The sequence below is a fragment of the Chitinophaga sp. CF418 genome, assembly GCF_900142925.1.
GTDB lineage: Bacteria > Bacteroidota > Bacteroidia > Chitinophagales > Chitinophagaceae > Chitinophaga.
The window spans coordinates 115,020-138,252 of the sequence record NZ_FRCN01000011.1; the positions used below are offsets into that span (position 1 = coordinate 115,020).

At 46.6% G+C, this 23,233-nt stretch carries 22 protein-coding genes; 6 read left to right on the top strand and 16 right to left on the bottom strand.

Annotated elements, in window-relative coordinates; genetic code table 11:
• Positions 1-62: 62 nt before the first annotated feature.
• From F3I09_RS23140 to F3I09_RS23195, 12 genes are all read right to left on the bottom strand, one after another.
• Positions 63-938, bottom strand: coding sequence for a cupin-like domain-containing protein (locus tag F3I09_RS23140; protein WP_149697429.1), 876 nt, complete (start codon positions 936-938; stop codon positions 63-65).
• A 251-nt stretch (positions 939-1,189) separates the two neighbouring features.
• Positions 1,190-2,152 (bottom strand): signal recognition particle-docking protein FtsY, encoded by a 963-nt coding sequence (gene ftsY, locus F3I09_RS23145; protein WP_149697430.1) that lies wholly within the window; start codon positions 2,150-2,152, stop codon positions 1,190-1,192.
• Positions 2,153-2,276: 124 nt separating this feature from the next.
• A complete protein-coding gene (locus F3I09_RS23150) occupies positions 2,277-2,450 on the bottom strand; it encodes a DUF4295 domain-containing protein (protein WP_089835999.1) in 174 nt (57 codons plus the stop codon).
• 109 nt (positions 2,451-2,559) lie between these two features.
• On the bottom strand, positions 2,560-2,742 hold the full coding sequence (gene rpmG, locus F3I09_RS23155; RefSeq protein ID WP_012790733.1) for a 50S ribosomal protein L33: 183 nt from the start codon (positions 2,740-2,742) through the stop codon (positions 2,560-2,562).
• 31 nt (positions 2,743-2,773) lie between these two features.
• Positions 2,774-3,010, bottom strand: coding sequence for a 50S ribosomal protein L28 (gene rpmB / locus F3I09_RS23160; RefSeq protein WP_149697431.1), 237 nt, complete (start codon positions 3,008-3,010; stop codon positions 2,774-2,776).
• Positions 3,011-3,253: 243 nt separating this feature from the next.
• Positions 3,254-3,841 carry a carboxymuconolactone decarboxylase family protein gene (locus F3I09_RS23165; RefSeq protein WP_149697432.1) on the bottom strand — a complete coding sequence of 196 codons (588 nt, stop codon included), beginning with the start codon at positions 3,839-3,841 and terminating at the stop codon, positions 3,254-3,256.
• 86 nt (positions 3,842-3,927) lie between these two features.
• Positions 3,928-4,491, bottom strand: a complete 564-nt coding sequence (locus F3I09_RS23170) for a peroxiredoxin (protein WP_089836006.1) — start codon at positions 4,489-4,491, stop codon at positions 3,928-3,930.
• An 890-nt stretch (positions 4,492-5,381) separates the two neighbouring features.
• Positions 5,382-6,113: a bacillithiol biosynthesis deacetylase BshB1 gene (gene bshB1, locus F3I09_RS23175; protein WP_149697433.1), complete on the bottom strand. Its 732-nt coding sequence runs from the start codon at positions 6,111-6,113 to the stop codon at positions 5,382-5,384.
• Between the two features lie 41 nt (positions 6,114-6,154).
• Complete coding sequence (locus F3I09_RS23180; protein ID WP_149697434.1) at positions 6,155-6,625, bottom strand: hypothetical protein; 471 nt, start codon at positions 6,623-6,625, stop codon at positions 6,155-6,157.
• Positions 6,626-6,744: 119 nt separating this feature from the next.
• On the bottom strand, positions 6,745-7,011 hold the full coding sequence (locus tag F3I09_RS23185) for a hypothetical protein (RefSeq protein WP_188133928.1): 267 nt from the start codon (positions 7,009-7,011) through the stop codon (positions 6,745-6,747).
• A 224-nt stretch (positions 7,012-7,235) separates the two neighbouring features.
• The gene (locus tag F3I09_RS23190) at positions 7,236-7,856 is read right to left on the bottom strand and encodes a DUF4294 domain-containing protein (protein WP_149697436.1); all 621 of its coding nucleotides are present in this window, start codon (positions 7,854-7,856) and stop codon (positions 7,236-7,238) included.
• A 201-nt stretch (positions 7,857-8,057) separates the two neighbouring features.
• Positions 8,058-9,029 (bottom strand): AraC family transcriptional regulator, encoded by a 972-nt coding sequence (locus F3I09_RS23195; RefSeq protein WP_149697437.1) that lies wholly within the window; start codon positions 9,027-9,029, stop codon positions 8,058-8,060.
• Positions 9,030-9,122: 93 nt separating this feature from the next.
• Between F3I09_RS23195 and F3I09_RS23200 the strand changes: the two genes are divergently transcribed.
• Entirely contained in the window at positions 9,123-10,286 is a 1,164-nt protein-coding gene (locus tag F3I09_RS23200) for an NAD(P)/FAD-dependent oxidoreductase (protein ID WP_149697438.1), read from the top strand.
• Between the two features lie 1,059 nt (positions 10,287-11,345).
• On the opposite strand, the gene F3I09_RS23205 is transcribed toward F3I09_RS23200, so the two are convergent.
• The 3 genes from F3I09_RS23205 to F3I09_RS23215 all read right to left on the bottom strand — a co-directional run bounded on the left by F3I09_RS23205 (position 11,346) and on the right by F3I09_RS23215 (position 15,405).
• Positions 11,346-12,350, bottom strand: a complete 1,005-nt coding sequence (locus F3I09_RS23205) for a carboxylesterase (RefSeq protein ID WP_149697439.1) — start codon at positions 12,348-12,350, stop codon at positions 11,346-11,348.
• A gap of 67 nt (positions 12,351-12,417) precedes the next feature.
• Positions 12,418-14,928 (bottom strand): cytochrome c biogenesis protein CcsA, encoded by a 2,511-nt coding sequence (gene ccsA, locus F3I09_RS23210; RefSeq protein WP_223233349.1) that lies wholly within the window; start codon positions 14,926-14,928, stop codon positions 12,418-12,420.
• 84 nt (positions 14,929-15,012) lie between these two features.
• Positions 15,013-15,405, bottom strand: coding sequence for a cytochrome c maturation protein CcmE (locus F3I09_RS23215; RefSeq protein WP_149697440.1), 393 nt, complete (start codon positions 15,403-15,405; stop codon positions 15,013-15,015).
• A gap of 317 nt (positions 15,406-15,722) precedes the next feature.
• On the opposite strand from F3I09_RS23215, the gene F3I09_RS23220 reads away from it, so the two are divergent.
• From F3I09_RS23220 to F3I09_RS23230, 3 genes are all read left to right on the top strand, one after another.
• Complete coding sequence (locus tag F3I09_RS23220; RefSeq protein WP_149697441.1) at positions 15,723-16,766, top strand: agmatinase family protein; 1,044 nt, start codon at positions 15,723-15,725, stop codon at positions 16,764-16,766.
• 120 nt (positions 16,767-16,886) lie between these two features.
• Positions 16,887-17,477: a hypothetical protein gene (locus tag F3I09_RS23225; protein WP_149697442.1), complete on the top strand. Its 591-nt coding sequence runs from the start codon at positions 16,887-16,889 to the stop codon at positions 17,475-17,477.
• Positions 17,478-17,524: 47 nt separating this feature from the next.
• On the top strand, positions 17,525-18,820 hold the full coding sequence (locus F3I09_RS23230) for a radical SAM protein (protein WP_149697443.1): 1,296 nt from the start codon (positions 17,525-17,527) through the stop codon (positions 18,818-18,820).
• Between the two features lie 448 nt (positions 18,821-19,268).
• Here the strand turns inward: F3I09_RS23230 and F3I09_RS23235 are convergent, their stop codons facing one another.
• Positions 19,269-20,513 carry an MFS transporter gene (locus tag F3I09_RS23235; RefSeq protein ID WP_149697444.1) on the bottom strand — a complete coding sequence of 415 codons (1,245 nt, stop codon included), beginning with the start codon at positions 20,511-20,513 and terminating at the stop codon, positions 19,269-19,271.
• Positions 20,514-20,669: 156 nt separating this feature from the next.
• Between F3I09_RS23235 and F3I09_RS23240 the strand changes: the two genes are divergently transcribed.
• Both F3I09_RS23240 and F3I09_RS23245 read left to right on the top strand, forming a co-directional pair.
• Positions 20,670-21,557, top strand: a complete 888-nt coding sequence (locus F3I09_RS23240; RefSeq protein WP_149697445.1) for a hypothetical protein — start codon at positions 20,670-20,672, stop codon at positions 21,555-21,557.
• Between the two features lie 129 nt (positions 21,558-21,686).
• Positions 21,687-23,156, top strand: coding sequence for a DUF5723 family protein (locus tag F3I09_RS23245; RefSeq protein WP_149697446.1), 1,470 nt, complete (start codon positions 21,687-21,689; stop codon positions 23,154-23,156).
• Positions 23,157-23,233 lie beyond the last annotated feature (77 nt).

Here is a 23,233-nt window from a genome sequence, read left to right on the forward strand (position 1 = left end):
GGGGGTTATTTAACTAAAGAATTGCAAAGGTAACATTAAATTGCGAATTGTCAATTATTCCATTACGAATTATGTGTTAACAACCTTTCGGCTCTCCGTTTTGCCACTTTGCGTTTGTAATGATACCACCACTCCGGCACCAGCTTGATCAGCAGGTTGTTCATCCCCCGCAATCCTACCAGGTGATACAAACCATTCAGTTTTCCCGCCAGCGTCTCATCCAGCGCACGCAGGCTCATCGCAAACCCGCTTTCCATATACTCCATATGGTGCCAGTAGCCGGCAGGCATAAACAGTGTATCTCCATGTTCCAGTATGGTGGTAAGCGCCTGCGCCTGCTCCAGTGCCGGGAAATGGTCAGTATCCAGCCGTTCATGCCAGTTCACAAAACTGGCGGCACTCTCTACCGTAAAAGGCATACGGTAAATGTAGGGCGACTGCCTGTTCTCCAGCAGCAATACCCGCTTCCGGCCGATAAACTGGGTATGAAAGATATGCGACATATCTATGTCATAATGCATATGGGCTATCGAACCAGCCCCTCCTACAAACAACATGGGGTACTTTTTCAGAAAACCGGAAGCCAGCTGGTCAGGCCAGGTAAAATCATCCACCAGTTGCGGTACATGCTGAAAGATGTTAAAAAGGAAGATCCTCAGTTGCACAGGTCCCTTTTTAACCATGTCAAGGTATTCTCCGAAAGGAATATAGGCATCGGCGCCATTTACCAGGGTCCGGGCCCCGGCACGTTCATTATTGTATAATGCGACCGTTTGATGCCCTACGATGGATTTGAAATAATCCCAGGTCCATTTCTCATAAGCTGGCCAACTTCTGCTCAGGCCTGTCATTACCACTGGTCTCCTCGGTTCAAAATACTGTTTTCTGAATACTTCCGCGGAGATACCCGCTACGCGATCTATGGAGGTTAAATGCATAAAGAACAAACATTAAGAAGTCCTAAAACAATAATTCCTTTAGATTAAGTATGCTGAGGTTTAATAGCCCATAATGTGCCGGGTCAAGCAAACACCGCAATAATAGTGCCGCTGCTGTCGGTAATAAAAAGAAGACCTGGGTTTTCGGCCCTAAACACTGTAATAATAATGCCCAGCTGTAGGGTAACAAAAAAGAGACCTGTTATGGTCTCTCTTACTATTTTAGAACAACTAACACAATCTGTTAATTATCAGTCATTTAAACTAAATAAAGAATCTACGAATTCTTCCTTATTGAATACCTGCAGATCTTCCATCCGTTCGCCGATACCGATGTATTTTACCGGTATTTTGAACTGGTTGGCGATAGCCAGTACAACACCACCTTTGGCAGTACCGTCCAGCTTAGTGATAGCCAGTGCCGTTACTTCCGTAGCTGCGGTGAAATGACGGGCCTGTTCCAATGCATTCTGCCCGGTAGAACCATCCAGCACCAGCAGTACTTCATGAGGTGCGTCGGGTATTATCTTTTTCATCACGCGTTTGATCTTGCTCAGTTCATCCATCAGGTGTGCCTTGTTATGAAGACGCCCTGCGGTGTCGATAATGATCACGTCTGAGTTTCTGGAAGCCCCGCTCTGTACGGTATCGAAGGCAACAGCCCCCGGATCGGATCCCATTTGTTGCTTTACGATAGGTACGCCTACCCTATCACTCCAGATGGTCAGCTGATCAACAGCGGCAGCCCTAAAGGTATCTGCAGCGCCCAGTAGTACGCTCTTGCCCGCCTTTTTAAAGTTATAGGCCAGTTTACCGATGGTGGTTGTTTTACCTACCCCGTTCACGCCTACTACCATGATCACGTAAGGCTTTTTACCCTCCGGTATATCAAAATCACGGAAACCGCTGTCCGGGGCATCCACCAGCAATCCTGCGATTTCCTCCTGCAGGATCTTGTTCAGCTCACCGGTACCGAGGTATTTATCTTTCGATACGCGTTTTTCTATTCTGTCAATGATCTGTACGGTAGTATCTACCCCAACGTCAGCAGATACCAGCGCTTCTTCCAGGTTGTCCAGTACTTCTGTATCAACACTGGCCTTTCCGGCAATGGCCCTGCCTATTTTGGTGAGAAAACTCTCTTTTGTCTTCTGTAATCCCTGATCCAGGCTTTCTTTCTTCTCCCTTGAAAATAGCTTATTGAAAAAACTCATGACGATAGTCGATTGTTAACGGTGCGTAAGTTACAGAAAATACTTGACGGGGTACCATTTTGAGAGAACACAAAAAGCTGTCCTGATAACGGACAGCTTTTTTAGTATAATTGGTAAAGCCGAATTACTTCTGGTTCATGTGCTCCTGAACCTTATCCTTGTGCACGATAGCTTCTTTAAAAGTATATGCACCGGTTTTAGGAGAACGTACCGCTCTGATCACTTTAGTCCACACTTTAGATTCCGCGGCTGCCTTAGCATCTTTTACTTTCGCGTTCTTGGAGGCTGCTTTTGCCATAATATTCTAGATTAAAAGTTAATGTTAAAGTCAAAGGTTACCTGTTAATTGCTAATCGCGAAGGAATGCACTAACATGCTAACGATTAACGCTCAACAATAACGATCAATTACTTAATTTCTTTGTGTACAGTCACCTTTCTCAGGATAGGATTGTACTTTTTCAGCTCCAGACGCTCTGGAGTGTTCTTCTTATTCTTGGTGCTGATGTAGCGAGATGTACCGGGCTGACCAGAAGTTTTATGTTCTGTACATTCCAGTATCACTTGCACCCTGTTACCTTTTTTTGCCATTTTGTATACAAATTAAGTTGAATGCTTACAATTAGATGTGTTGTCCAGCTGCACGCAAGTCCTTTACTACTGCATACAAACCATTCTTGTTGATAGTTCTTAAACCATCAGCAGATACTTTCAAAGAAATCCAGCGATCCTCTTCCGCCAGGAAAAAACGCTTTTTCTGCAGGTTAGGCAGAAATCTTCTCTTTGTCTTAATATTAGAGAAGGAAACATGGTGACCCGTGATCGGCTTCTTTCCTGTCACCTGACATACTCTTGCCATGATAGAAAAATTTTGGATTGCAAAAGTCGCTCTTTTTTATTGATTTTGCAAATAATTACAATCCGATTTTATTAACAATAACGGAATGTGTAAATGTAAATTACAAATCACACTTCCTAACCAATTGAATATCACTAGTTATAATCATTTAAAAAAGACTTCAAACCAAGATATCCACATTTTAAAAAAAACATAAAATCAGCTATCTATTTTACAACAGGGCCGCTTTTATGGCAATTACAGTTACAAAAGTACAACTAAACTTCTCAGCACAGCACCTAATCTAACACCTTCCAGCACACGCTGTTGGGAAGTACCATGTTTCAGCAGCGCCTCTTCATGGGAAGTCACACACATCTCACAACCATTCAGTGCAGATACCACCAGGCTTACCAGCTCAAAGAATTCCTTACCTAAAACCGGGTTGGCCATAATGCTCATACGGATACCCGCCGGTGTTACAGTATAAAACTCCTTATTTACGAAGTGACGGAAACGATAGTACACGTTGTTGGCATTCATCAGGGAAGTACAGCTGTAGATCTCAGCGATCTCCTTATCTGTAGCGCCTTCCTCTGTAGCCAGCTTTTCAAAAGCTGCCTGCAGTTCCGCATGTTTCTCATTGGCGGCTACAGACAATCCCAGCAGGAAAGCTTCCTTTTTGGTGAGTGTAGTAGCTGATAATGAGTTGGTTACATTTATTTTAAGATCTTTCAGATAACGGGCGTCTGTATTAGCCAGGGTACGCAGGCGATCGGAAAGATTAGCTTCCGTCAGCCCTACTGCCTGCAATAACTGCACAGCCGTATCTGTATTTGAAGTTGCGAACATAATATTATTTTTCTAAATATTTAGCAGAAATAAAAAGTCCATAGCCGGACCCTGTGAAGGGAACATAGACTATGGACCATTAAAAATTAGTTAGCCTTGCTGGTCAGTGTAGCTTCACCTTTTTCCCAGTTGCAAGGGCACAGTTCGTCTGTCTGCAGAGCATCCAGTACGCGCAGTACTTCCTTCACGTTACGACCTACGTTCAGATCGTACAGGGAAACCCAACGTACAATACCTTCCGGATCAACGATGAATGTAGCGCGGTAAGCGATCTTCTCGTTAGCTTCCAGGATACCCAGTTCGTCGGCCAGAGACTTGGAAGTGTCAGCCAGCATTGGAAACTGCAGACCACGCAGATCATCGTGATCTCTTCTCCATGCAACGTGTACATATTCAGTATCAGTTGAAGCACCGATCAGGATAGCATCACGATCAACGAAATCCTGGTAGTGTTTGTTGAACTCAGCGATCTCCGTAGGACAAACGAACGTAAAGTCCTTTGGCCACCAGAACATCACCAGCCATTTGCCGGAATTCTTCAGTTCTTCGGAAGACAGTTCATAGAACTCCTTACCTTTTTCGATAGATACTACTGCAGTCTTCTTGAACTCAGGAAATTTTGAGCCTAATGATAATGTTACATTCTTCATTGCGCGTATATGATTTATTTACGTTAATACATTGCTTACATGACGCCACGGGCCTACCGGTATCCTGTTCATATGATACGCCGGTTGGTTTTGCTGAATATCGTGTTTACGTGATATCTCGCTGCCTTACATTCACCTGAATGGCTATATGTCTTCGCTGGTTAATTCGGGTGCAAAATTGCGGCTCTATTCATTATTAATCAAATAGATTTTAAAATTCCTGACATTGAAAATCTCTATATAGGGCTAAAAACTGCTATCGTATTGCAATTCCCGTTTTTTCTCTGTACAAAACCTGCGCATTAATACAATCTTAACATAAATTCCAGCCAAACGGAACAATTTGGCACGTTATTTAGTTATTATATAGAACCCGAATTTTAACAAAAAATAATAAAACGACAGGCTATGAAACTAAAAAACGTACTCTTGGTGATCTTTACGATTGGAATTGCACTCATCCCGTTAATTAAAAACAGTCTCGGCAAAAATGATGAATTTGACGCTACGCAAGACCTGTTCATATAATGGTTAACGCGCAAGATGGTGCCATGTCCTGTAATGTTCGGCTTCTCCCCGGAGAAGGTGGCATCTTATTGCAATAATTTCAACAAGGTTCCCTGCCGGCGCAGGGTAAAATATATAAGCCCAGCCTAAGGCCGGGCTTTATTATTTGTGATAATTCGTGTTCAGTTGGTTGGGGCCCAGATCTACAAACACGCCCCCGGGGTTGCCTCCCGCGTTACAAACACGCAATCCCTACGGGGTTGATTGATGTTTTGTTGTGGTCGGATTTCCGGGTTTATTTCCCGGAACACAGCATTTAACCGTACCGATAGCCGGGGATGCTCAAACCCTTGAAAATAATGCAGTTAGGTGCCCAGTGAATATCACGTAACATTGTTAATGACATCCTTAAAACTACTGATTCCCAGTACTTTAGCCGTTTTAAATCCTTCTGCATGAGACACCCCGACTATCTTCCCAAACGTCACATCCCGGTTGATCACACTATCGAAAAACGCGTTGGAAGAAATATATGTCTGTGGTTCCTTGTCTGATCCCTCCCCCAGAAACTGTGTCTTATAACATTTAATCGCTTCTTTCTTACGCTCGATCACCGCGCTCGTATCTACCACGAAATCAGGGCGTTCATAACGGTCCTGCATAAAGTGGAAGACCTGCTTCGGACGCCATGCCGCCTGCAGCTTTCCATCTTCAAATGTCTCAACCTTTCTCAAACCCGCCAGAAAACAGCTATCCGCAATCAGGCGGGCTGCCCTTCCATGGTCCGGGTGACGGTCTTCAAACGCATTGGCCAGTACGATATCGGGCTGGTACTTACGAATTGCTGCGATTAGTTTCATTTGCTCTTCCGTATCGTTACGGAAAAAGCCGTCGCGTAATCCCAGATTATCCCTTACGGTTAATCCCATTACTTTGGCAGCTGCTGCCGCCTCTTCTGCTCTTGTTTCAGGAGTACCGCGGGTACCCAGCTCTCCCCTTGTCAGGTCCAGTACGCCTACCTTCATCCCCTGTGCCGCATGTACCATGAGGGTACCTGCACAGGCCAGCTCCACATCGTCAGGATGTGCAGCTATCGCCAGTATGTCTAGTTTCATCGGAAATATCCTTTCTTTTGGTGGAGTGCAAAGATAAGGGTTTACTTCGTCGTCTTGCTTTGGATCAGCACCCACAAAACCTTGTCATTGGGTTGATAGTCGTCTACAAGGCCTTCTACCATGTGAGGGGACATGACAACCAGGCTTAGTATGTTTTTCCGCTCCATGGCCGCCAGCATCTGCGGTACACTACTATTAATCATGGAACCGTCCAGCACATACTGAAAACAGGTATCACTTCCATACGACTTCAGCTCAATTTTATACGCCGGATTGATTTCACTGAACATCCGGGTATAACGTTTACGGGCAAAATCGACGGTTTCTATGAAAATCACCCCGTTCTCACCCCGGGGGCCATACTTTTCCTTTAGTTTCGCGCCTTTTACAATGTCAATCAGGGCTATTTTACTAGGGTCTAGTCCTTCCATTCCCTTTTTACTCTCTACACTGTCTATGAAGATCAGGGCGTTCTCCGGAACACCTGGTATTGAACTCAGGTCTTGTGCCATAGCAGCAGTCCTCCATATAAGAAGGCATACAATAATGATAAATCGTAAATGCATTCGTGAATTTACGGCAGAATTGTCAGAAAGCCGCCGCCCCCGGTATAGATGGCAGGAAAGCTATGTCACTCGGCTCTCAGGCTTTTTACGGGGTTCATCATCGCGACCTTCACTGCATGATAGGAAATGGTCGCCAGCGTCAGGCCAATATTCCCCAGGCCCGCCAGCACAAATATCCACCAGGGGATAGATATCCGGTAGGCAAATGCCTCCAGCCAGTTACTCATCACCAGCCAGGCCAGTGCCGTTGCCAGCAACAGGGCCAGCCCTATCAATTTGAGAAAATCATTCGAAAATAAGAGGATGATGTTTATGACTGATGCTCCAATCACCTTACGGATGCCAATTTCTTTGTCCGCTGCACCGTCAGTAAGGAGATCAGTCCCAGTAATCCCACACAGCTGATCACAATAGCAACCTGATGCGCCATGTTCTGTTTTTGAAATAGCAAAAAAGCAACTGCGGAAAGGTTCTTAACAGGCAGAAAATGAAGTAGTAGTAAAACAAACAAGGCAACCCGGGTAAAATGCTGAAATACCTTGAAAATAACGCGTGATCAATTATACGCTCTGTAACCCCTATACATCTCGATCTCCTGGATAATCGCCTCGATATCCTTGTCTTCCTGAACATCGTACTCACTCTTCAGGTTACCACCAAAGAAGAAAGCCACTGTCTGCCACATCCTGGCAGAAAATCCACCTTTCAGTTCCTTGATGATCTCATAACAGTTCTCTCCCGTTTCCCGGTTGATCAGTTTCATGAGCACCTTACCCTGGTACACAGAGAGGTTTTCCAGTTTGTCCCCGAACTCTGCCTTCATCTTTTTCTCGATGTCAGCCAGGTATTTCTTCCGGTCCCGTTTCTCCGGCAGGGAGGCCAGGTGACTATTCACATCTTTCAGGATACGGGCGGCTGATTTGGCGTATGGGTATGTTACATACACCGCGTTACGCAGTCGGGTCCAGGCTTCTCTTTGTTTACGGAATTTTTTGGGGAGCTTATCTACCACTTCCACGATCTGGAGAGTGATGAAAGGGATGGTATCGGCGCCTACTACAACAGCACTCACCGCAATACTGTCCGCCCCGCGGCGCGTCTGAGCACAAACCTTATTGCGCCCTGCAAGGCACATGAAGCTGGCTGACAGGATGATAAAAGCGATGAGACGACGCATAAACTCCTAAACTAATCTTAAAATTATACTAAAGATATGCTAAAAAGTCGATTGATGACATTATCTTATTGCAGCCCATCTCCACCCCTGAAATGGCAATGTTTCAGTGATAATTTTCAGCATTCAGGCCAGATAAAAAGGGAATTCAGACCACTCTCTCCCCACATCCTGGAACCAGGGACTTCTGCCCACCTGTTATACTCAATTCGTGTATAAAGCTGAATACTTCTTCGGTTTGATGCCTGTATGCGCTTCAAAAACCCTTGAGAAATGACTCAGGTTAGTAAATCCCAACTGATAGCCTACCTCCGAGACGGTCAGCCGCTTTTCTCTCAGTAATTGAGCAGCTTTCTGCATCCGTGCAGACTGGTAATATTCAAAGACTCCTTTTCCGAAAGTCTGTTTGAAAAGCTTTCGTAGTTTGGGTTCACTCATACCCGCTTCCCTCGCCAGGGCGGCGATAGCTGGTGGTTTATCGTGATGCGATTGTAATTTGTACTTAACAGCATATATCGCTTTGATATCGTCAATGTGCATAGCGCTCGCAGGTACCTCTTCCCGCTGCATCAGGATTACAAAAATATAGCACAGCAGCTCTTCACATTTCAATTTATAGTAATGGCTCTCAAGGCTTTCCGGAACGGGTTGGTGCAGCATTTGGCCGGCGGTATTGATTATTTCGGAAGAAATGCCGGTTTCAAGCACAAAGTTATCACCGGCCTCTAAAACACTTGCCACCACCGGATGACCTATTTGTCCAAAAAGCTGATGCAGATATTGTTTGGAAACTGCAATTGTCACACTTCCGAAAACCGTATTCGAAGGCATAGCAATGATGGAAGAGACCGCATGTTTGCAGATAAATACATTCACCTGTTCAGGCAATAATTTTTCGCCGGGCTGTGTCAGCGACGGAAAAATGCCGCTAAGCAGAAAGACAATATCCTCCTGCCCTTCTGCCAATTCATTTGTCCGTTCTACAAAAACATCCTCTTTCAGATAATAATGGCGGATCATCATACGCAGATCGCTACCCCAGGAAAAGCCGGTGATGTAACCCGCTCCCCTGCTTTCAGGGATATATATAAAACGCCCGCTGACAGTGGCTCCAATAGCCCGGGCAAGTTCAAGCGCAATGCCCGACCGATGCTTATCAGTGACGGATATTTTCATTTACGACTATTTCATTAACGATTACGGCTATTTTGATCGTAAAGGTAAATATAATTTTGCAGGCATTAGAAGAATTACTCAATACAATAACATATGTTGTTAGAAAACAAACAGGTGGCCATCGTAGGCGGTGGTCCGGGAGGCTTAACACTAGCAAGGCTTTTGCAGCTTAAGGGTGTAGATGTAAAAGTCTATGAAAGGGACTTTAATAAAGACGCACGCGTGCAGGGTGGTACCCTTGACCTGCATTTTCAATCTGGCTTGAAAGCACTTGAAGATGCCGGGCTAATGGATGCTTTTAAAGTCAATTACAGGCCGGGCGCCGGCAAGGGGCGCATTGTTGATGAACATGCAAAAATATTCTACGATGAGCATAACCAGGTATCCGACGAAGATTTCAGTAATGAATGGTTCAGGCCAGAAATTGACAGAGGCCCCTTAAGGGATATTTTATTACATTCTCTTCAATCTGATACTGTTGTCTGGGATAGTCAGTTTGTTGCTATGTCGAAGCCTGGCGATGCATGGAAACTCGAATTTAAAAATGGCACGACCGCTATCGCGGATATTGTCATAGGCGCAGATGGAGCCAATTCTAAAATCCGTTCTTTCATTACGCCTGTCAAACCTTTTTACACAGGAGTAATAATCGTGGAAGGAAGTGTATACAATGCAGAGACAATGGCGCCCAGCATGCATCAACTACTAAAAGGCGGAAAAATCTACGCTTTCGGTGCTGAGAAATATTTACACGTGTCTTCAAAGGGAGATGGCAGCCTGGTATTTTACATCTGTACTAAAGAGGATGAAAACCGGGTACAAACCAGCGGGATAGATTTTTCGGATAAGCGGCAGGTCTTAGCATGGCTCAAAAAAGAGTTCCGGGAATGGGATAATGTATGGCTTGAGTTATTTGAAAATGCAGGTCTGCCGCTCATACCACGTCCGCAATATTGCATGCCATTCGATCGAAGCTGGAGTACATTACCGAACCTTACAATGTTGGGCGATGCGGCTCATCTTATGCCACCTTCCGGCTCGGGCGTAAATATGGCCATGCTGGATGCATTGGAATTAAGCGAATGTCTTACAGGTAATGACTTTGAAGATATTCCCGCAGCCATTGCGGCCTATGAAAAAGAAATGCAAACAAGAGCAGCCAAAGAAGCACAGGAATCACTGGAAATGACACAATGGATGCTTGCAGAAGGAGCCCTGGCTAAGATGGTACAGATGCTTAGTCAAATTCAGGATTGAAACGCAAAGAAGCTTCAGCGATAAAAATCTAAAGCCCTCCGGATTTCGGGGGGCTTAGATTTTTTTTATAGTACAAACCTGATAGGCCATAGTGCGTGGCGCCCTCACCGGTGATTATCCCGGCATTCTATTTGAGCCGATAAGGCCCGATAAAAGTCACTATACCCTCCAATGGAATGGTTAGGTATTCTCCCCGGTACAACATCCTTCACGATGTTCCATTAATAAGGCTAATGAACTCCCTCTTTTTCCGGGTTTTCCATATTTCCCTCACGACCAAACCCTCTGCGGTCAAATGATTCACGAAAACTTCCATTCAAAATGCTTGTTTGGTACATGTTTTCTCGTTTTTTCCATATCACTTCACCGGCATTTCCATATCACTTTACCGTCATTTCTATATCGAAGGGATATACATATGAGCCTAAAGTGATATCCAGATGACGGTACAAGGATATGGAGATATAGAGACCAGTGCTTATTCAGTCTGGGATTGAGGTAAAAAGGCATGGTAAAACAGAGGCTCTGAAAGCATGGTGAGAGGGTTGTTGAATTGTTACAGGTCCAAGGTCCAACTTAAAAACATAGCAAAAGCAGGGTAAAGGCAGGGCAAAGTCAGGATAAAGGCTCCCGGATTATGGTTCAGATTGAAAACGCATCATGGGGTTCCAAACATTGTTAAATAGAATACGGAGCACGATGCATAAGGATGAAAATGTGGCAGCTATGATCGAAATAGTCAGCCGGGAAGCAGCGGCGGTTCCAGGTGGAGACCACTGGCCTTAGTTTTTTGAAGTATGCTAATACGCCCTACCAGGAGTTTAATGAGATATTCCAAAGCCCAATACGACCATCAGCGTTTCATAGCAAGGAACTTCTAAAAACTACAGCCAGTGGTCCACCTGGAACCGAAGCAAGGATCAGCGACTTTGCTTTCTTCTTTTGTACACAATGATACCAATTGTTACTACTATGGCAATTACGATAATGAATATCGGCCCCGGGCCAATTGTAATTAAATCCATTTTACAAATTTTAAAAATGTTTGATTTTTCGCAACTACCTCACTGGAAATAACCCCAGTTTCCTCTCCGCAAACGAATCAATCGCTTTTTCTACCGAAGGAATATCTTTCCCTGTCAGATAACACCCCATCACGTGCGCCCCTGCATTAGGAATAGCAACCGCATCTTTCAATGCAGCCGGTGTTCCCAGCTGCTGCTCCATATCCAGGATGGCAGATACCCTGACCGTTGGGTCCTGGTGCTCTTCATCCTTGTAATAATACAGGTTCAGCGCCGGCTGTTTCACCGCCCGGAATACAGACGGCTCCATAGTGGTCTCCAGCAGGTTTTGCAGCTCGGAGATTGCTTCCAGGCGGTATTTACTATACCAGTACTTGCTCACCTCCGGATTTTCCGGAACAGATTGCCGGTATTTGCCTTTGCTGACAAACCGGGCCAGTTGCAATCCCCAGGGATTATTGCTCAGGAACGCCAGATCATTATTGATGGCGATGTTGGGCGACATATTAATGATCGCAAATATATCATTCGGATAGGTAGCCGCCAGTTTTAAACCCAGGGTGCTACCTGTGGAGCAGGTTACCAGGATCACTTTCTCTCCCAAAGCCTTCCCGATACTCAGGGCCTCTTTGGCATCATTCCAGAGGCCGGTGGCTGTCATGGTCAGGAGTGGTTCGGAGGTATCCAGGCCATGACCATCCAGGCGGGACAGATACATGTTACAGCCATATCTTCTGGCAAAGTCGCGATGTACAGGATCGCCCTCTTCCTGGCTGGCGGAAAAGCCATGCAGATATACCACGCTGTAAGGTGTTTTATGACGCAGGGAATCATACCATACAATACGGGCTTCGTTGTTGGGCTTTAGCTTGTGTTGACGCTCTTTGACACTAATATAATGTTCCAGGGCCTGGGATTGCTGGGGTACAGCGGGTAACAGAGGATCGTACCGGGGACTAACTGGTCTTGGACCCAGGTAATATATAATTACCAGGATTGAAACTACAATAAGGGATATTCGCAGCCAGCTGCTTTTCATAGATGTGTGGTGTTATTTTGATCCGGGGATGCAGGATGTTCTGGCCCCTGCATCCCGGATCAAAACGTTATGACTTAATAGTTTTTGCCTTATTCGCCTTCACCCTGTATACGATACTCATTACAAATCCGACGATCATGATCAGAATGCCTATCCATAGTACATTGATGAATGGGAAGATAAAGGCTTTCATCACAATATAGTCCTTAAAAGTATCCGATTCTTTTACTTGTAATAGGATCTTTTTTTCTTTCGGCAGAATCTTGCTGAAGCGTACATATAACGACAGCGGCGCTACGGTATCAGCGACGGATATCTCACGGGTACTGTCACGCAGGCAATATACCGGCAGCAGGTTATACTGTTCGTTATTTTTGGTATACACTTTCAGCTGTGCACCCACAGCAAGATCATTTGGCTCCGCCTGGTAATTCCGGTTGTTCGGCTGTGGCTGTATGCCTTCCAGGATCATATAACCGTTAGCAAAGAATACCGAATCGCCCGGCGCTACTTCATGAGAGCTGTACTGGGCAGTGTCACTGGCTTCATCCTTGATAGGCACTGCTGTGATATAGGTGAAGATATCTTTTGTCAGATAGTGTCTGGAATCAGGATTCGGCGTTAACTGCTGCTGGCCCCTGTTGCTCAGGAAGGCATCAGGATGCAGCGTGAATTTCTCCAGGATATTTCCATTCTCCGGGTCACGACGTTCGTACCTCACCAGGTAGTAAGTTTTCGCATCACCGGCAGCCAGGGAGTCTCCCGCATAAGTCACGTGGTAGTCGCCCATCTGCACCGGGAAGTTCTTAGGCAGCATCAGGTTTTCCCTTGGATTCTCCTTACTTTCCTTTCCGAAGAACCCACCGTCCAGCATCTTCATACGGTCGATAGAGATCACTTCGCGTTTGGAAGCGGAGATCAGGATACCCAGCAGCACCATACCGAAGCCTACGTGCGCTATGGAAGCACCCGCCGCTCTCAGTTTGCCTTTCTGGCCGATGAATATATATGAGGCATTACCGACGATAGCATATACACTGCAGAACAGCATGATATAAATAGCCACCAGGAAGCCGGCGCCGTAAAGATCATAGTTGATATTGCCGAAGATCCCTATCAGGCCTGTTATCACAAGACTCAGGATGGTCGGGATGGCTATTTTCTTCGTAAAGAAGCCTTTCGGCGTATCCTTGTATTTCAGGTATTGTACTACAGCGGTCAGCAGGCCCAGTACAATGGCGATCCAGATCTGGATCTTATTGTAGTGGAATACGCCGTCGGACGGTGGGGCAATATCCTGCTGCAGATTCAGCAGTTTTTTGATACCCAGTCCGTTAATGATCTTGTTCCATACCGGGATGGAAGTCGTAAAAGTGATCTGTATAGCGCCGATCATCAGCACCAGAGATCCGATGAACAGCCAGAACTCACGTGAGTAAGTACTTTCTTCTTTCACAACAGAAGGGATCTCCTTCCTTCTCGCGATCAGCATCGCGAAACCGGGCACCACAAATACCACCATGTACAGCAACAACTGACCACTCATACCCAGATCGGTAAAGGAGTGTACGGAAGTATCGCCCAACACACCGCTACGGGTCAGGAAAGTGGAATACAGGATGAGGATGAAGGTGATCAGGAAAAAGAAAAAGGTAGACTTCAACGCATGACCGGAGGATTTAAATGCCAACAGGGTGTGAATACCTGCTACCAGCGTTAACCAGGGCACCAGGGAGGCATTCTCTACAGGGTCCCATGCCCAGTAACCGCCAAAGGTCAGTGATTCATAAGCCCAGGCGGCACCCATCATGATACCTGTACCCAGCACCATGGCTGAGAACAGTGACCACGGCAATGCCGGTTTGATCCATTCTTTGTATTCGCGGGTCCACAGACCGGCAAAAGCATATGCGAAGGGGATAATGGTAGAGGCAAATCCCAGGAACAGCACCGGCGGGTGGATCACCATCCAGTAGTTCTGCAGGGAAAGGTTCAGGCCATTACCATCGGTGATGAAGTCGAGGTAGTTTGCGTTGGATACCCAGGGCAGGCCCAGGTTCTCTTCCGCCTGACGCAGCAGCAGGAAGGGGTTGCTACCCACGCGATACCCTAATATATAGATACCGATCAGCATACTGCCCAGGCATACCTGTGCAAAGGACAATACGGTCATTACAGGCGCTTCCCATTTCTTACCTACGCGTAAGAGGATCAGGCCCAGCACACTGTGCCAGATGGACCACAGCAGGAAGCTTCCTTCCTGGTCGGCCCAGAAGCTGGACAGGAGGTAACTTACCGGCAGATCGCGGGAAGAGTTCCTCCATACATATTTGTACTCGAAATAGTGATTGTATAAAGCGTAATACAGACTGCCGAAGGTGGTGAAAACCGCCAGCGCCTGTATGATGAAGGCCCAGCGGGCCAGTTTCTTCCATGAATCTTTTAACAATTCCTCTTTGGACTGCACCGACATGAAATAGCTGACGGTAGCTACCATCGATGCAACAAAAGCCAATACCGCTGAAAAATGCCCTAACTGTCCGGGTAACAGATGTTCCCCTATGTAATTTGTATTCAAAGCCTGCTAGTATGAAAGCCCGTGAACGGCAGTCCACGGACAATAGAATGAATAATGATTTTCCGCAATGATCCCGCGGGCTACCTATGCTTTGCCAATAGCCACCTGGTCATTCTTATATTTGGACGGACATTTCATCAGAATCTTGCTGCATTTGAACTCTCCGCCTGACATTTTACCGGTCAGTACCACGCTTTCCGCCTTCTCGAAATCAGTTGGTTTGGTGCCATAGAAAACAACAGGTCTTACTTCCCCTGTTTTATCAATTACATAAAAGCGGAATAAGTTGGCATCCCTCTGTGGATTGTATTCCATTACTTTAGTGGTATCCAGTTTTCCGATCACCTGGAATTCTTTTCCCTCTTTCTGTCTCGCAGTGGCAAAAGTCTCATAAGTACTGAAATCGCCTGCTACCGTTACAATTATTCCTATAGCCACAGCAATAAGTATCAGCAGGATAATGTTAGATTTCTTCATATCGCAAATAATTCAGATTCTTCCTTAATGCATTCCTTTGTTAAAAAAGCCGTACACTTTGTGTTACAATCAATATACAGTCTAAATCAACCGCAAAATTACACCAAATTGAAGTTCAAGTTCATTTTTTTACATAAAAGAAGACATGATATTTGTCATAAAAAGGCCATACATCCATGCAGGCCCAACAGTGGACTGTATCCTATGGTCGGTGGTGCATAAATTACTATCTTTGCGCCGGAAAAATCGTTTTAAACGGTTGATCCCCTACGACAGGACCTCCTCGGGGTGGCCTCTTTTTATCAAATTACATTATCATGGCGGATTTATCTCAATTTGATCCCAATTCGGTCAGCCTGTTGTCCAACAATATATTCGGGCTGCCTACAACTGAGGAAGATGCGAAACTGGTATTATTACCTGTTCCCTGGGAAGTAACGGTTTCTTACACCCACGGCACTGCCAGGGGCCCCGAACAGATCTTCAAGGCCTCTCATCAGGTAGACCTCTACGATGCAGATGTGAAAGATGGATGGAAAAGTGGCTTTTTCATGCGCGACATTGACAAACAGCTCCTGCTGCGCAGTGATTACCTCAGGAAAGAAGCGGAACTCTACCTCAAATTCCTCACCGAAGGTGGCGATATCAGTGATAATGAATTCCTTAAGAAAACGCTCGTAGATGTAAACGCCGGTACCGTTGCTATGAACGAATGGGTGTACCGCCATACAAAAGAATTACTCAGAAATGATAAACTGGTGGCGCTGGTGGGCGGTGACCATAGTACTCCCCTCGGCTTTTTTAAGGCGATCGGCGAGTACAAGGGCGATTTCGGCATCCTCCAGATCGATGCCCACTGCGACCTGCGCGAGGAGTATGAAGGCTTTCAGTATTCCCACGCCTCCATTATGTATAATGCCATCAAGGAAGTACCTCAGCTCACCAAACTTGTACAGGTTGGCATCCGTGATTACTGCGAAGAGGAAGTGGACTACATCAATGACAGCAATGGTAAGGTAGTGACCTTCTTCGACAAGGACATCAAAACCCGTCAGTATGAAGGAGATACGTGGAAAATGATCTGTGACGATATCATTGCCGCATTACCGGACCAGGTATATATCAGCTTTGACATAGACGGCCTGGATCCCAAGCTCTGCCCGCATACCGGTACACCTGTAGCAGGTGGCTTTGAAACAGAACAGCTGTATTATCTTTTCAGGAAGGTAATAGAGAGCGGCCGTAAGCTGATCGGCTTTGACCTGAATGAGGTCAGCACCTCTGTTAATGAGTGGGACGCCAACGTAGGAGCGCGGGTACTGTTCAAACTGTGTAACCTGCTGGTATGTTCGAATCAATGACCCGGGATTGAAACCCGGGACTACAAACACTTAGCCCCTACAGGGCTGTTCGTAGCGCAGGCCAAACAGTATTATATAAGACAAACGATTAATTAAGCCCGACAGCTGATCAACGACGATATGAAACAATATAAGTTACGGATACTTCACCCTAATGCGGTAACACGTCTTCGCCTGCAACCAGTAATGCATGGCCTTGCAGGCATCCTGTTTTTAATGAATGGAATAGGTGTTTACAACAGCCCTTCTCCCAACTGGAGTATGGCCATCTTTTTTATACTGCTGGGGTTAGCGAGCCTGGCCTTCCCGTTTTTCATGAAGCGCTTCCGCAACATACAGGCGGCCAACAGCCTGGCGCGTACGGTACAGGCCTTTGTGAGCCTGACTGGTTGCCTTTATTTTCTGAGCCATATGCAACCGCTTATCGGCGCGCTGCTGTTCCTGACAGGTATCGCTTCTGCCTATATCGGATGGGCCGAATACAAGATCTTCCAGCCCTGTTTTGTGAAGATAGACATGATGGGCGTACTGCTGCCGGGCACCTTTTCAGACAAGCTGATTGGCTGGAACCAATTGAATAATGTAATTTTGCGGAATGACCTGCTCACAATAGACTTCAAAAACAATAAAGTATTGCAGCTTGAAGTACTGGACGAAACAGGCGCCGTTACGACGGAAGAAATGAACGCATTTTTCAGAAGCAGACTCTGATCACTGCAAGGGAATATTACCAATTCAACAAGAAACGATTTGATCATTTGAAACAGTCTCCATACATACTTTACTCTGACGGGAAAGGCAACATCTTTGAAGATACAACTATGCTCACCACCGGCCGTAGTGGCTGGGATGCATGGCCTATCGAGCCTGACGAATGGATAGAACTGCCCGATGGCGGTTCACTGTACGAGCTGCCTGGCCGCCGTGGTATAGGTATCAACGCCCAAACAGGCGAAATGGAGCTCTGTGATAAAGGATGGGCTGTAGCCGCCTTCATTCCTCCTGCACATACCGGCTATTACCTGGCTGCATATGAAACCATGCCGGATGCACCTACCCTTCCGCTGTTCTGCTATACCGCAGTGGGCTGGCTGGATGGGAAATTTTACGTGCCTGCTACCCGTATTGAACAGGACATCCGCCAGGAATGCGCCGGTTTCGACGACAAAAAAGTAAAGCAGGGCGTAAACCAATTGCTGGAAGCATACCCGCATAACCGCCTGGTAAAACACCTGGCCGACAATTGTGCACTGACATATCATTGTCCTGCTGCCCGTAACTATTTCATGGGCCGCTGGGAGTGCCCGATACCTTCTTCTCCTGCCTGTAACGCCAACTGTATCGGTTGTATCTCTTTCCAGCCGGAAGAAGAAAGCATCGTCTCCACACAGGACCGCCTGCGTTTCAAACCTACAGCGGAAGAGATCGTGGAATATACTGTTCCCCACCTGGAAACAGCGCCTTTCCCTATCGTTAGCTTCGGACAGGGCTGCGAAGGAGAACCGCTGCTGATGTGGGAGACTATCCGCGATTCCATCATCGAAATACGTAAACACACTCCTAAGGGAAGTATCAATATCAATACCAACGGCAGTAAGCCCGACGCAGTGCGTGAGCTCTGCAAGGCAGGTCTGAACAGCATCCGCGTAAGTACCAACTCTGCGCAGGAGAAGTTCTATACACCTTACTACCGTCCAAACAACTATGTGTTTGAAGATATTATCGAGAGCCTGAAAGTAGTGCGTGAATTCGGTGGATGGACGAGTATCAACTATTTCACCTTCCCTGGTATGACGGACAGTGTGGATGAATATGAAGCGCTGCGTAAACTGATCAGGGATACCGATCTCCAGATGATCCAATGGAGGAACTTCAATATCGATCCTGACTGGTACTTAGGCCGCCTCGGTGTGACCGAAGTAGGCGACTGCCTGGGTATTAAACAGTTACAGGAGCTGATCCATGAGGAATTCCCTCACCTGAAATACGGTTATTTCAATCCTCCCATTGAAAGGATCAAGGGCGACTATACTCAGGACTTTGCACATTACTAATAAGCGACATTGAGCTCAGGAAGCGATGTATTTCTTACGCGGCATTGAGCTCAGGAAGCGACGTATTTCTTACGCGACATTGAGCTCAGAAGGAACGATGTATTTGTAGCGCGGGGTGCAACCCGGGATTCTGAATAGGCCCCCGGATCGGGAACCGATGTAACGCCGGAACCAGAATGGGTGCCCCCCGATCGGGAATATAAAACGTTCATGTCCACCTCTGTGTCGGGGATACGCCCTGTATACATCGTATTTAATGCGTACTGCATAAACGGATCATTCGCGGCAATAGGCTCCGCAGGAGCCCCGTGTTTGTAGCCCGGGGTGCAACCCCGGGAATCGAAATGCCCCCCGGGAAAATGGGGCAACGCATTAGACGCGTTTCCCGCAAAATCAGTTGGGAGAGGGATAGCAGTTACAAACATTCGCGAAGCGCTATCTATAACAACTATCGCGAAGGCTCGTGTACAACAGTCGTCATACTATTAGCTACTACCTTTTTGTATAAGAAATAAAAGCCGGCGCCTGTGCTCATACACAGGACCGCCGTGCAATACCACCAGGCGGAAAAGCCGAAGCGACCTACCATATAAGACCCCAACGTAGGCGCACAAATGCTGGAGATCGAAAATGCCATGGTATATAAACCCGCGTATTGTCCGCGGTTATGCTCACCACTGCGATGCACGAAGAAGGAATTCATAAAAGGAATACTCAGCATCTCTCCTATCGTAAACATCAGGATAAAGATCAATCCCGCTGCCGCAACGGGTGGCAGAATATTAAAGCTCAGGTATCCCAATCCTGCCAGCACTACACCACGGGTAATGTATTGCAGACTATGCATCTTTCCTTCCAGTTTATACACCAGCACCATCTCGATAAATGCCACGATCAATCCGTTCAATCCCATCAGCATACCAATATGCGCTTCCTCCATATGCACAATGGATTTCAGGTATAAAGGCACCATTGTGGACAATTGCAGGAAACCTGTCGTGAATATAGTGATCAGGGAAATGAAAGCGATATAGATCCAGTCTTTGTATACACTGGGAGCACCCGGAACTACCGTACAATCCGGCGTTGCCTTTGCCTGCGGTTTCGCGTTTACAGGAGGTAGCAGGAAGCGCATCACGGTCACCGCTATGATACAGGTCAATCCATCCACCCAAAACAGCAGATGATAACTATAGCCCGCCAGTATACCGCCTAATGCAGGCCCTACAGACCATCCCAGGTTGGAGGCCAGCCTGTTCAGCGAGTAAGAACGCGTACGGTTCTCTACAGAGCTGTAATAAGCCGTAGCCGCCACGTTGGCCGGCCTGAACGTATCGCCTACACAGCTGAGCACGAATATGCAGATACAGAATTGGGGTAATGTCTGCATCTGTCCCAGTACGAGGAAGATCAATCCCTGCATTAATAAGCTCCAGAACTGTACGGGGTAAAAACCGATCCTGTCAGACAATCTTCCCCCGATAAATGAGCCGCAGATAGCTCCCATACCGAAACAAGCCATCACCATACCCGCCTCCTGCACGGAGAAGTGTAATTTTTGGGTGAGGTAAACCGTCATAAAGGGAATTGCCATCGCACCACTGCGATTGATCAATAAAACAACCGCCAATAACCAGGTAGAAGGAGATAAGCCGGCATATGCTTTTCTATACAGAGAAAAAATGAGTGACATCGTATCGTAAAACTCTAAGGCCTACACAAAAGTAGTTCAATAAACCCGATGCCCGTAATAATAATTCTACCTGGAAAACAGTTATTAAGTTGATAAAGCTCCAAACTGAGACAGGCAGACGATGTACACTTTAAAAAATATCCTTACTTTTGGTGTATGCCGAAAAAAGAAGACAATACAGACAAGAACTTAAAAGCAGCGGGCGCCACGATTGCCGTACACGCATTGGTGTTAGTTGTGCTGCTGCTGGCAGGCTTCTCTGCCCCGCCCCCATTACCAGATCAGGATCTTGGTATGGAGGTAAATCTCGGTACTTCGGATGATGGTATGGGAGAAGAACAACCCCTCAACCCGAATCCACCCAGCACTGGTGAAGCCAGCGCTTCCACCCCGCAGAATGAGCCTGTGCCTTCTGCAGACAATGCTACACAGGAAGATATCGCTACCCAGGACAATGAGGATGCCCCTGAGATCACCAAACCGGAAAAACCGGTAGAAAAACCAAGGGAGACACCTAAAAACCTGGAGCCAAAACCGTCCAAAACACCACCTAAAAAGAATTCAGATAATCCTCCGGCGCCAGTACCGCCTTCGCCGAAGCCTAAAGCCGTTTATAGCGGTGGAAGCTCCAGCAGCAGCAATAGTGGTAACAATGCCCAGAGCAGTAATAACTCTACCGGAGAAGGTAATACCGGCAAACCCGGCGACCGCGGACAGATCAATGGTAATCCTGACGGCGGCGGTTATACCGGTGGCGGTCTGGGTGGTGGACGCTCTGATTTCCGCCTCAACGGACGTTCCTTATTGAGTAAACCCTCTCTCACCTACGATGGTGATGAATCGGGTTATATTGCCATCAATATCAAGGTGGACAGACAAGGAAACGTGATCGCGGCATCCCACTCCCTGAAAGGATCTACGCTGAATAATTCCCGTCTGATAGAGATTGCCAAAAGAGCAGCTACCCAGTTAAAATACAACGTCAACGACGATGCTCCAGAAGTGCAATTCGCACTTATAAGATTTTATTTTAAAGTACAATAATTATATTTAAATATATTTGCATAGGAAAAGACTGACCGTCTTTTCCTATTTCTTTTGTCGTGACCGCCAATAAACGGCCAGGTTTTTGCGTTATTGGGGAGAAACCGAACTGCCAACTAATTACTGTTTATGCCATTTAGACTGTTTAGAGCCGCCTACTTGTTATGTGCTATTATCGTTATGTCATTATTCGGGCCGTTCAAAGCCCAGGCTCAATTTACTTTAGGGGGATATTCCAATAGCCACTATGCTGGTATACACGGTGTTCCAAACAACCCTGCTTCAGCTGCAGGTACACACTATAAATGGGATGTCAACATCGCCGGTATCAACGCTGCTGCCGGAAATACGTATATCCGTTTCCCACGCTCTATCCTGCTGCATCCACCGGATTCACTGGAGTCGCTGAAAAAGAACCGTGACTATTTCCTGGACACTACCGGTTCCGGTAAACAGTTTGGCTGGGGCAATATAGACCTGATGATGCCTTCTGTGCTCTATTCTATAGACGAATTGCAGTCAGTAGCATTCACCTGGCGTGTACGCGCCATGGCGAATGGCGGTAACGTGACTACTGAGGTGGCCAACTTCTTTGCACAGGACTTCCCGAATCCAAGCTTTGCAAAGCGTCGGTACGATATGGAAATCGCCAATGGCAGCTTCCATTGGTGGAACGAATTTGGTTTCACCTACGCCCGTGTGCTCAAAGATGATGGTTCGAACGTACTGAAGGGAGGCGTTACCCTGAAATTATTATCAGGTGTTGCGGCTGGTTATGCGCAGGTTGATAATGCTACTTTCATGATGAATTCCCGCACAAGTGGCGAGATCAATGACGGTACGCTAAAAGTAGGCTACAGTGAAGGGATTGCCAATTGGGAAAGACCTAATGCCAGCAACTATAAAGTGTTTGGTAACATGGGGCTGGGTATGGACATCGGTGTTACTTACGAATGGCGTGAAACGATGGATGGTCTCACCGGTTACGATGACTCACAGTGGAATCCTGAAGCCGACGACTACCGCCTGCGTTTAGGCGTGTCCATTACCGACCTTGGTGGTATCACCTATAAAAAGGCGCCTAATGTTACTGACCTGGACCTGCGTACAACAGATGTCAATCCGGATGATCTACGTCTCCGTAAAGGCGAAAGCTGGCAGCAATATTACCGTCGTATCCAGACTTACTTTACGCCGGTTGCTTCTGCTGAAAAATTCCGTATGAATACGCCTGCGGCATTAAACCTTACGGCGGATTATAATATCGATGGCCGTTTCTTCGTCAACGCTGGCGGCAGAATTGCCCTCAATGCCGGCAAATATGATCCGAGCAAAACTTACGTGGTGTCTTACTTCCAGGTAACGCCCCGTTATGATTCCCGTTACATCGGTGGCTACCTGCCGCTGTCTGTCAACAGGAATGGTCAGTTTGATGCGGGTCTTGGTCTTCGCCTGGGACCGCTGGTGATCGGTTCATCTACCATGTTGTCCAACCTGTTCCAGAAAAACAAGAACCGCCTGGATGGCTTCATTGCCCTGCGTATCATCCCTATCAAGCGGGGTGAAGGCAAACTGGGATGTCCTGCAGCTCAGTTCTAAGTATTTTTAACGATAATTTTCCCGGTTAATTTACATTTGATGCCGGAACAAATAACTTTGTTCCGGCATCATTATTT

What these genes read in the sequence shown, in the direction of transcription:
- F3I09_RS23170 (WP_089836006.1), bottom strand. Translation starts at nt 4,491, where the DNA reads ATGAAGAATGTAACATTATCATTAGGCTCAAAATTTCCTGAGTTCAAG.
- F3I09_RS23195 (WP_149697437.1), bottom strand. Translation starts at nt 9,029, where the DNA reads ATGAAAATATCCGTCACTGATAAGCATCGGTCGGGCATTGCGCTTGAA.
- rpmG (WP_012790733.1), bottom strand. Translation starts at nt 2,742, where the DNA reads ATGGCAAAAAAAGGTAACAGGGTGCAAGTGATACTGGAATGTACAGAA.
- F3I09_RS23235 (WP_149697444.1), bottom strand. Translation starts at nt 20,513, where the DNA reads ATGTCACTCATTTTTTCTCTGTATAGAAAAGCATATGCCGGCTTATCT.
- F3I09_RS23245 (WP_149697446.1), top strand. Translation starts at nt 21,687, where the DNA reads ATGCCATTTAGACTGTTTAGAGCCGCCTACTTGTTATGTGCTATTATC.
- F3I09_RS23220 (WP_149697441.1), top strand. Translation starts at nt 15,723, where the DNA reads ATGGCGGATTTATCTCAATTTGATCCCAATTCGGTCAGCCTGTTGTCC.
- F3I09_RS23180 (WP_149697434.1), bottom strand. Translation starts at nt 6,625, where the DNA reads ATGGCACAAGACCTGAGTTCAATACCAGGTGTTCCGGAGAACGCCCTG.
- F3I09_RS23240 (WP_149697445.1), top strand. Translation starts at nt 20,670, where the DNA reads ATGCCGAAAAAAGAAGACAATACAGACAAGAACTTAAAAGCAGCGGGC.
- ftsY (WP_149697430.1), bottom strand. Translation starts at nt 2,152, where the DNA reads ATGAGTTTTTTCAATAAGCTATTTTCAAGGGAGAAGAAAGAAAGCCTG.
- rpmB (WP_149697431.1), bottom strand. Translation starts at nt 3,010, where the DNA reads ATGGCAAGAGTATGTCAGGTGACAGGAAAGAAGCCGATCACGGGTCAC.
- F3I09_RS23205 (WP_149697439.1), bottom strand. Translation starts at nt 12,350, where the DNA reads ATGAAAAGCAGCTGGCTGCGAATATCCCTTATTGTAGTTTCAATCCTG.
- F3I09_RS23215 (WP_149697440.1), bottom strand. Translation starts at nt 15,405, where the DNA reads ATGAAGAAATCTAACATTATCCTGCTGATACTTATTGCTGTGGCTATA.
- F3I09_RS23165 (WP_149697432.1), bottom strand. Translation starts at nt 3,841, where the DNA reads ATGTTCGCAACTTCAAATACAGATACGGCTGTGCAGTTATTGCAGGCA.
- F3I09_RS23190 (WP_149697436.1), bottom strand. Translation starts at nt 7,856, where the DNA reads ATGCGTCGTCTCATCGCTTTTATCATCCTGTCAGCCAGCTTCATGTGC.
- F3I09_RS23140 (WP_149697429.1), bottom strand. Translation starts at nt 938, where the DNA reads ATGCATTTAACCTCCATAGATCGCGTAGCGGGTATCTCCGCGGAAGTA.
- F3I09_RS23200 (WP_149697438.1), top strand. Translation starts at nt 9,123, where the DNA reads ATGTTGTTAGAAAACAAACAGGTGGCCATCGTAGGCGGTGGTCCGGGA.
- F3I09_RS23225 (WP_149697442.1), top strand. Translation starts at nt 16,887, where the DNA reads ATGAAACAATATAAGTTACGGATACTTCACCCTAATGCGGTAACACGT.
- bshB1 (WP_149697433.1), bottom strand. Translation starts at nt 6,113, where the DNA reads ATGAAACTAGACATACTGGCGATAGCTGCACATCCTGACGATGTGGAG.
- F3I09_RS23150 (WP_089835999.1), bottom strand. Translation starts at nt 2,450, where the DNA reads ATGGCAAAAGCAGCCTCCAAGAACGCGAAAGTAAAAGATGCTAAGGCA.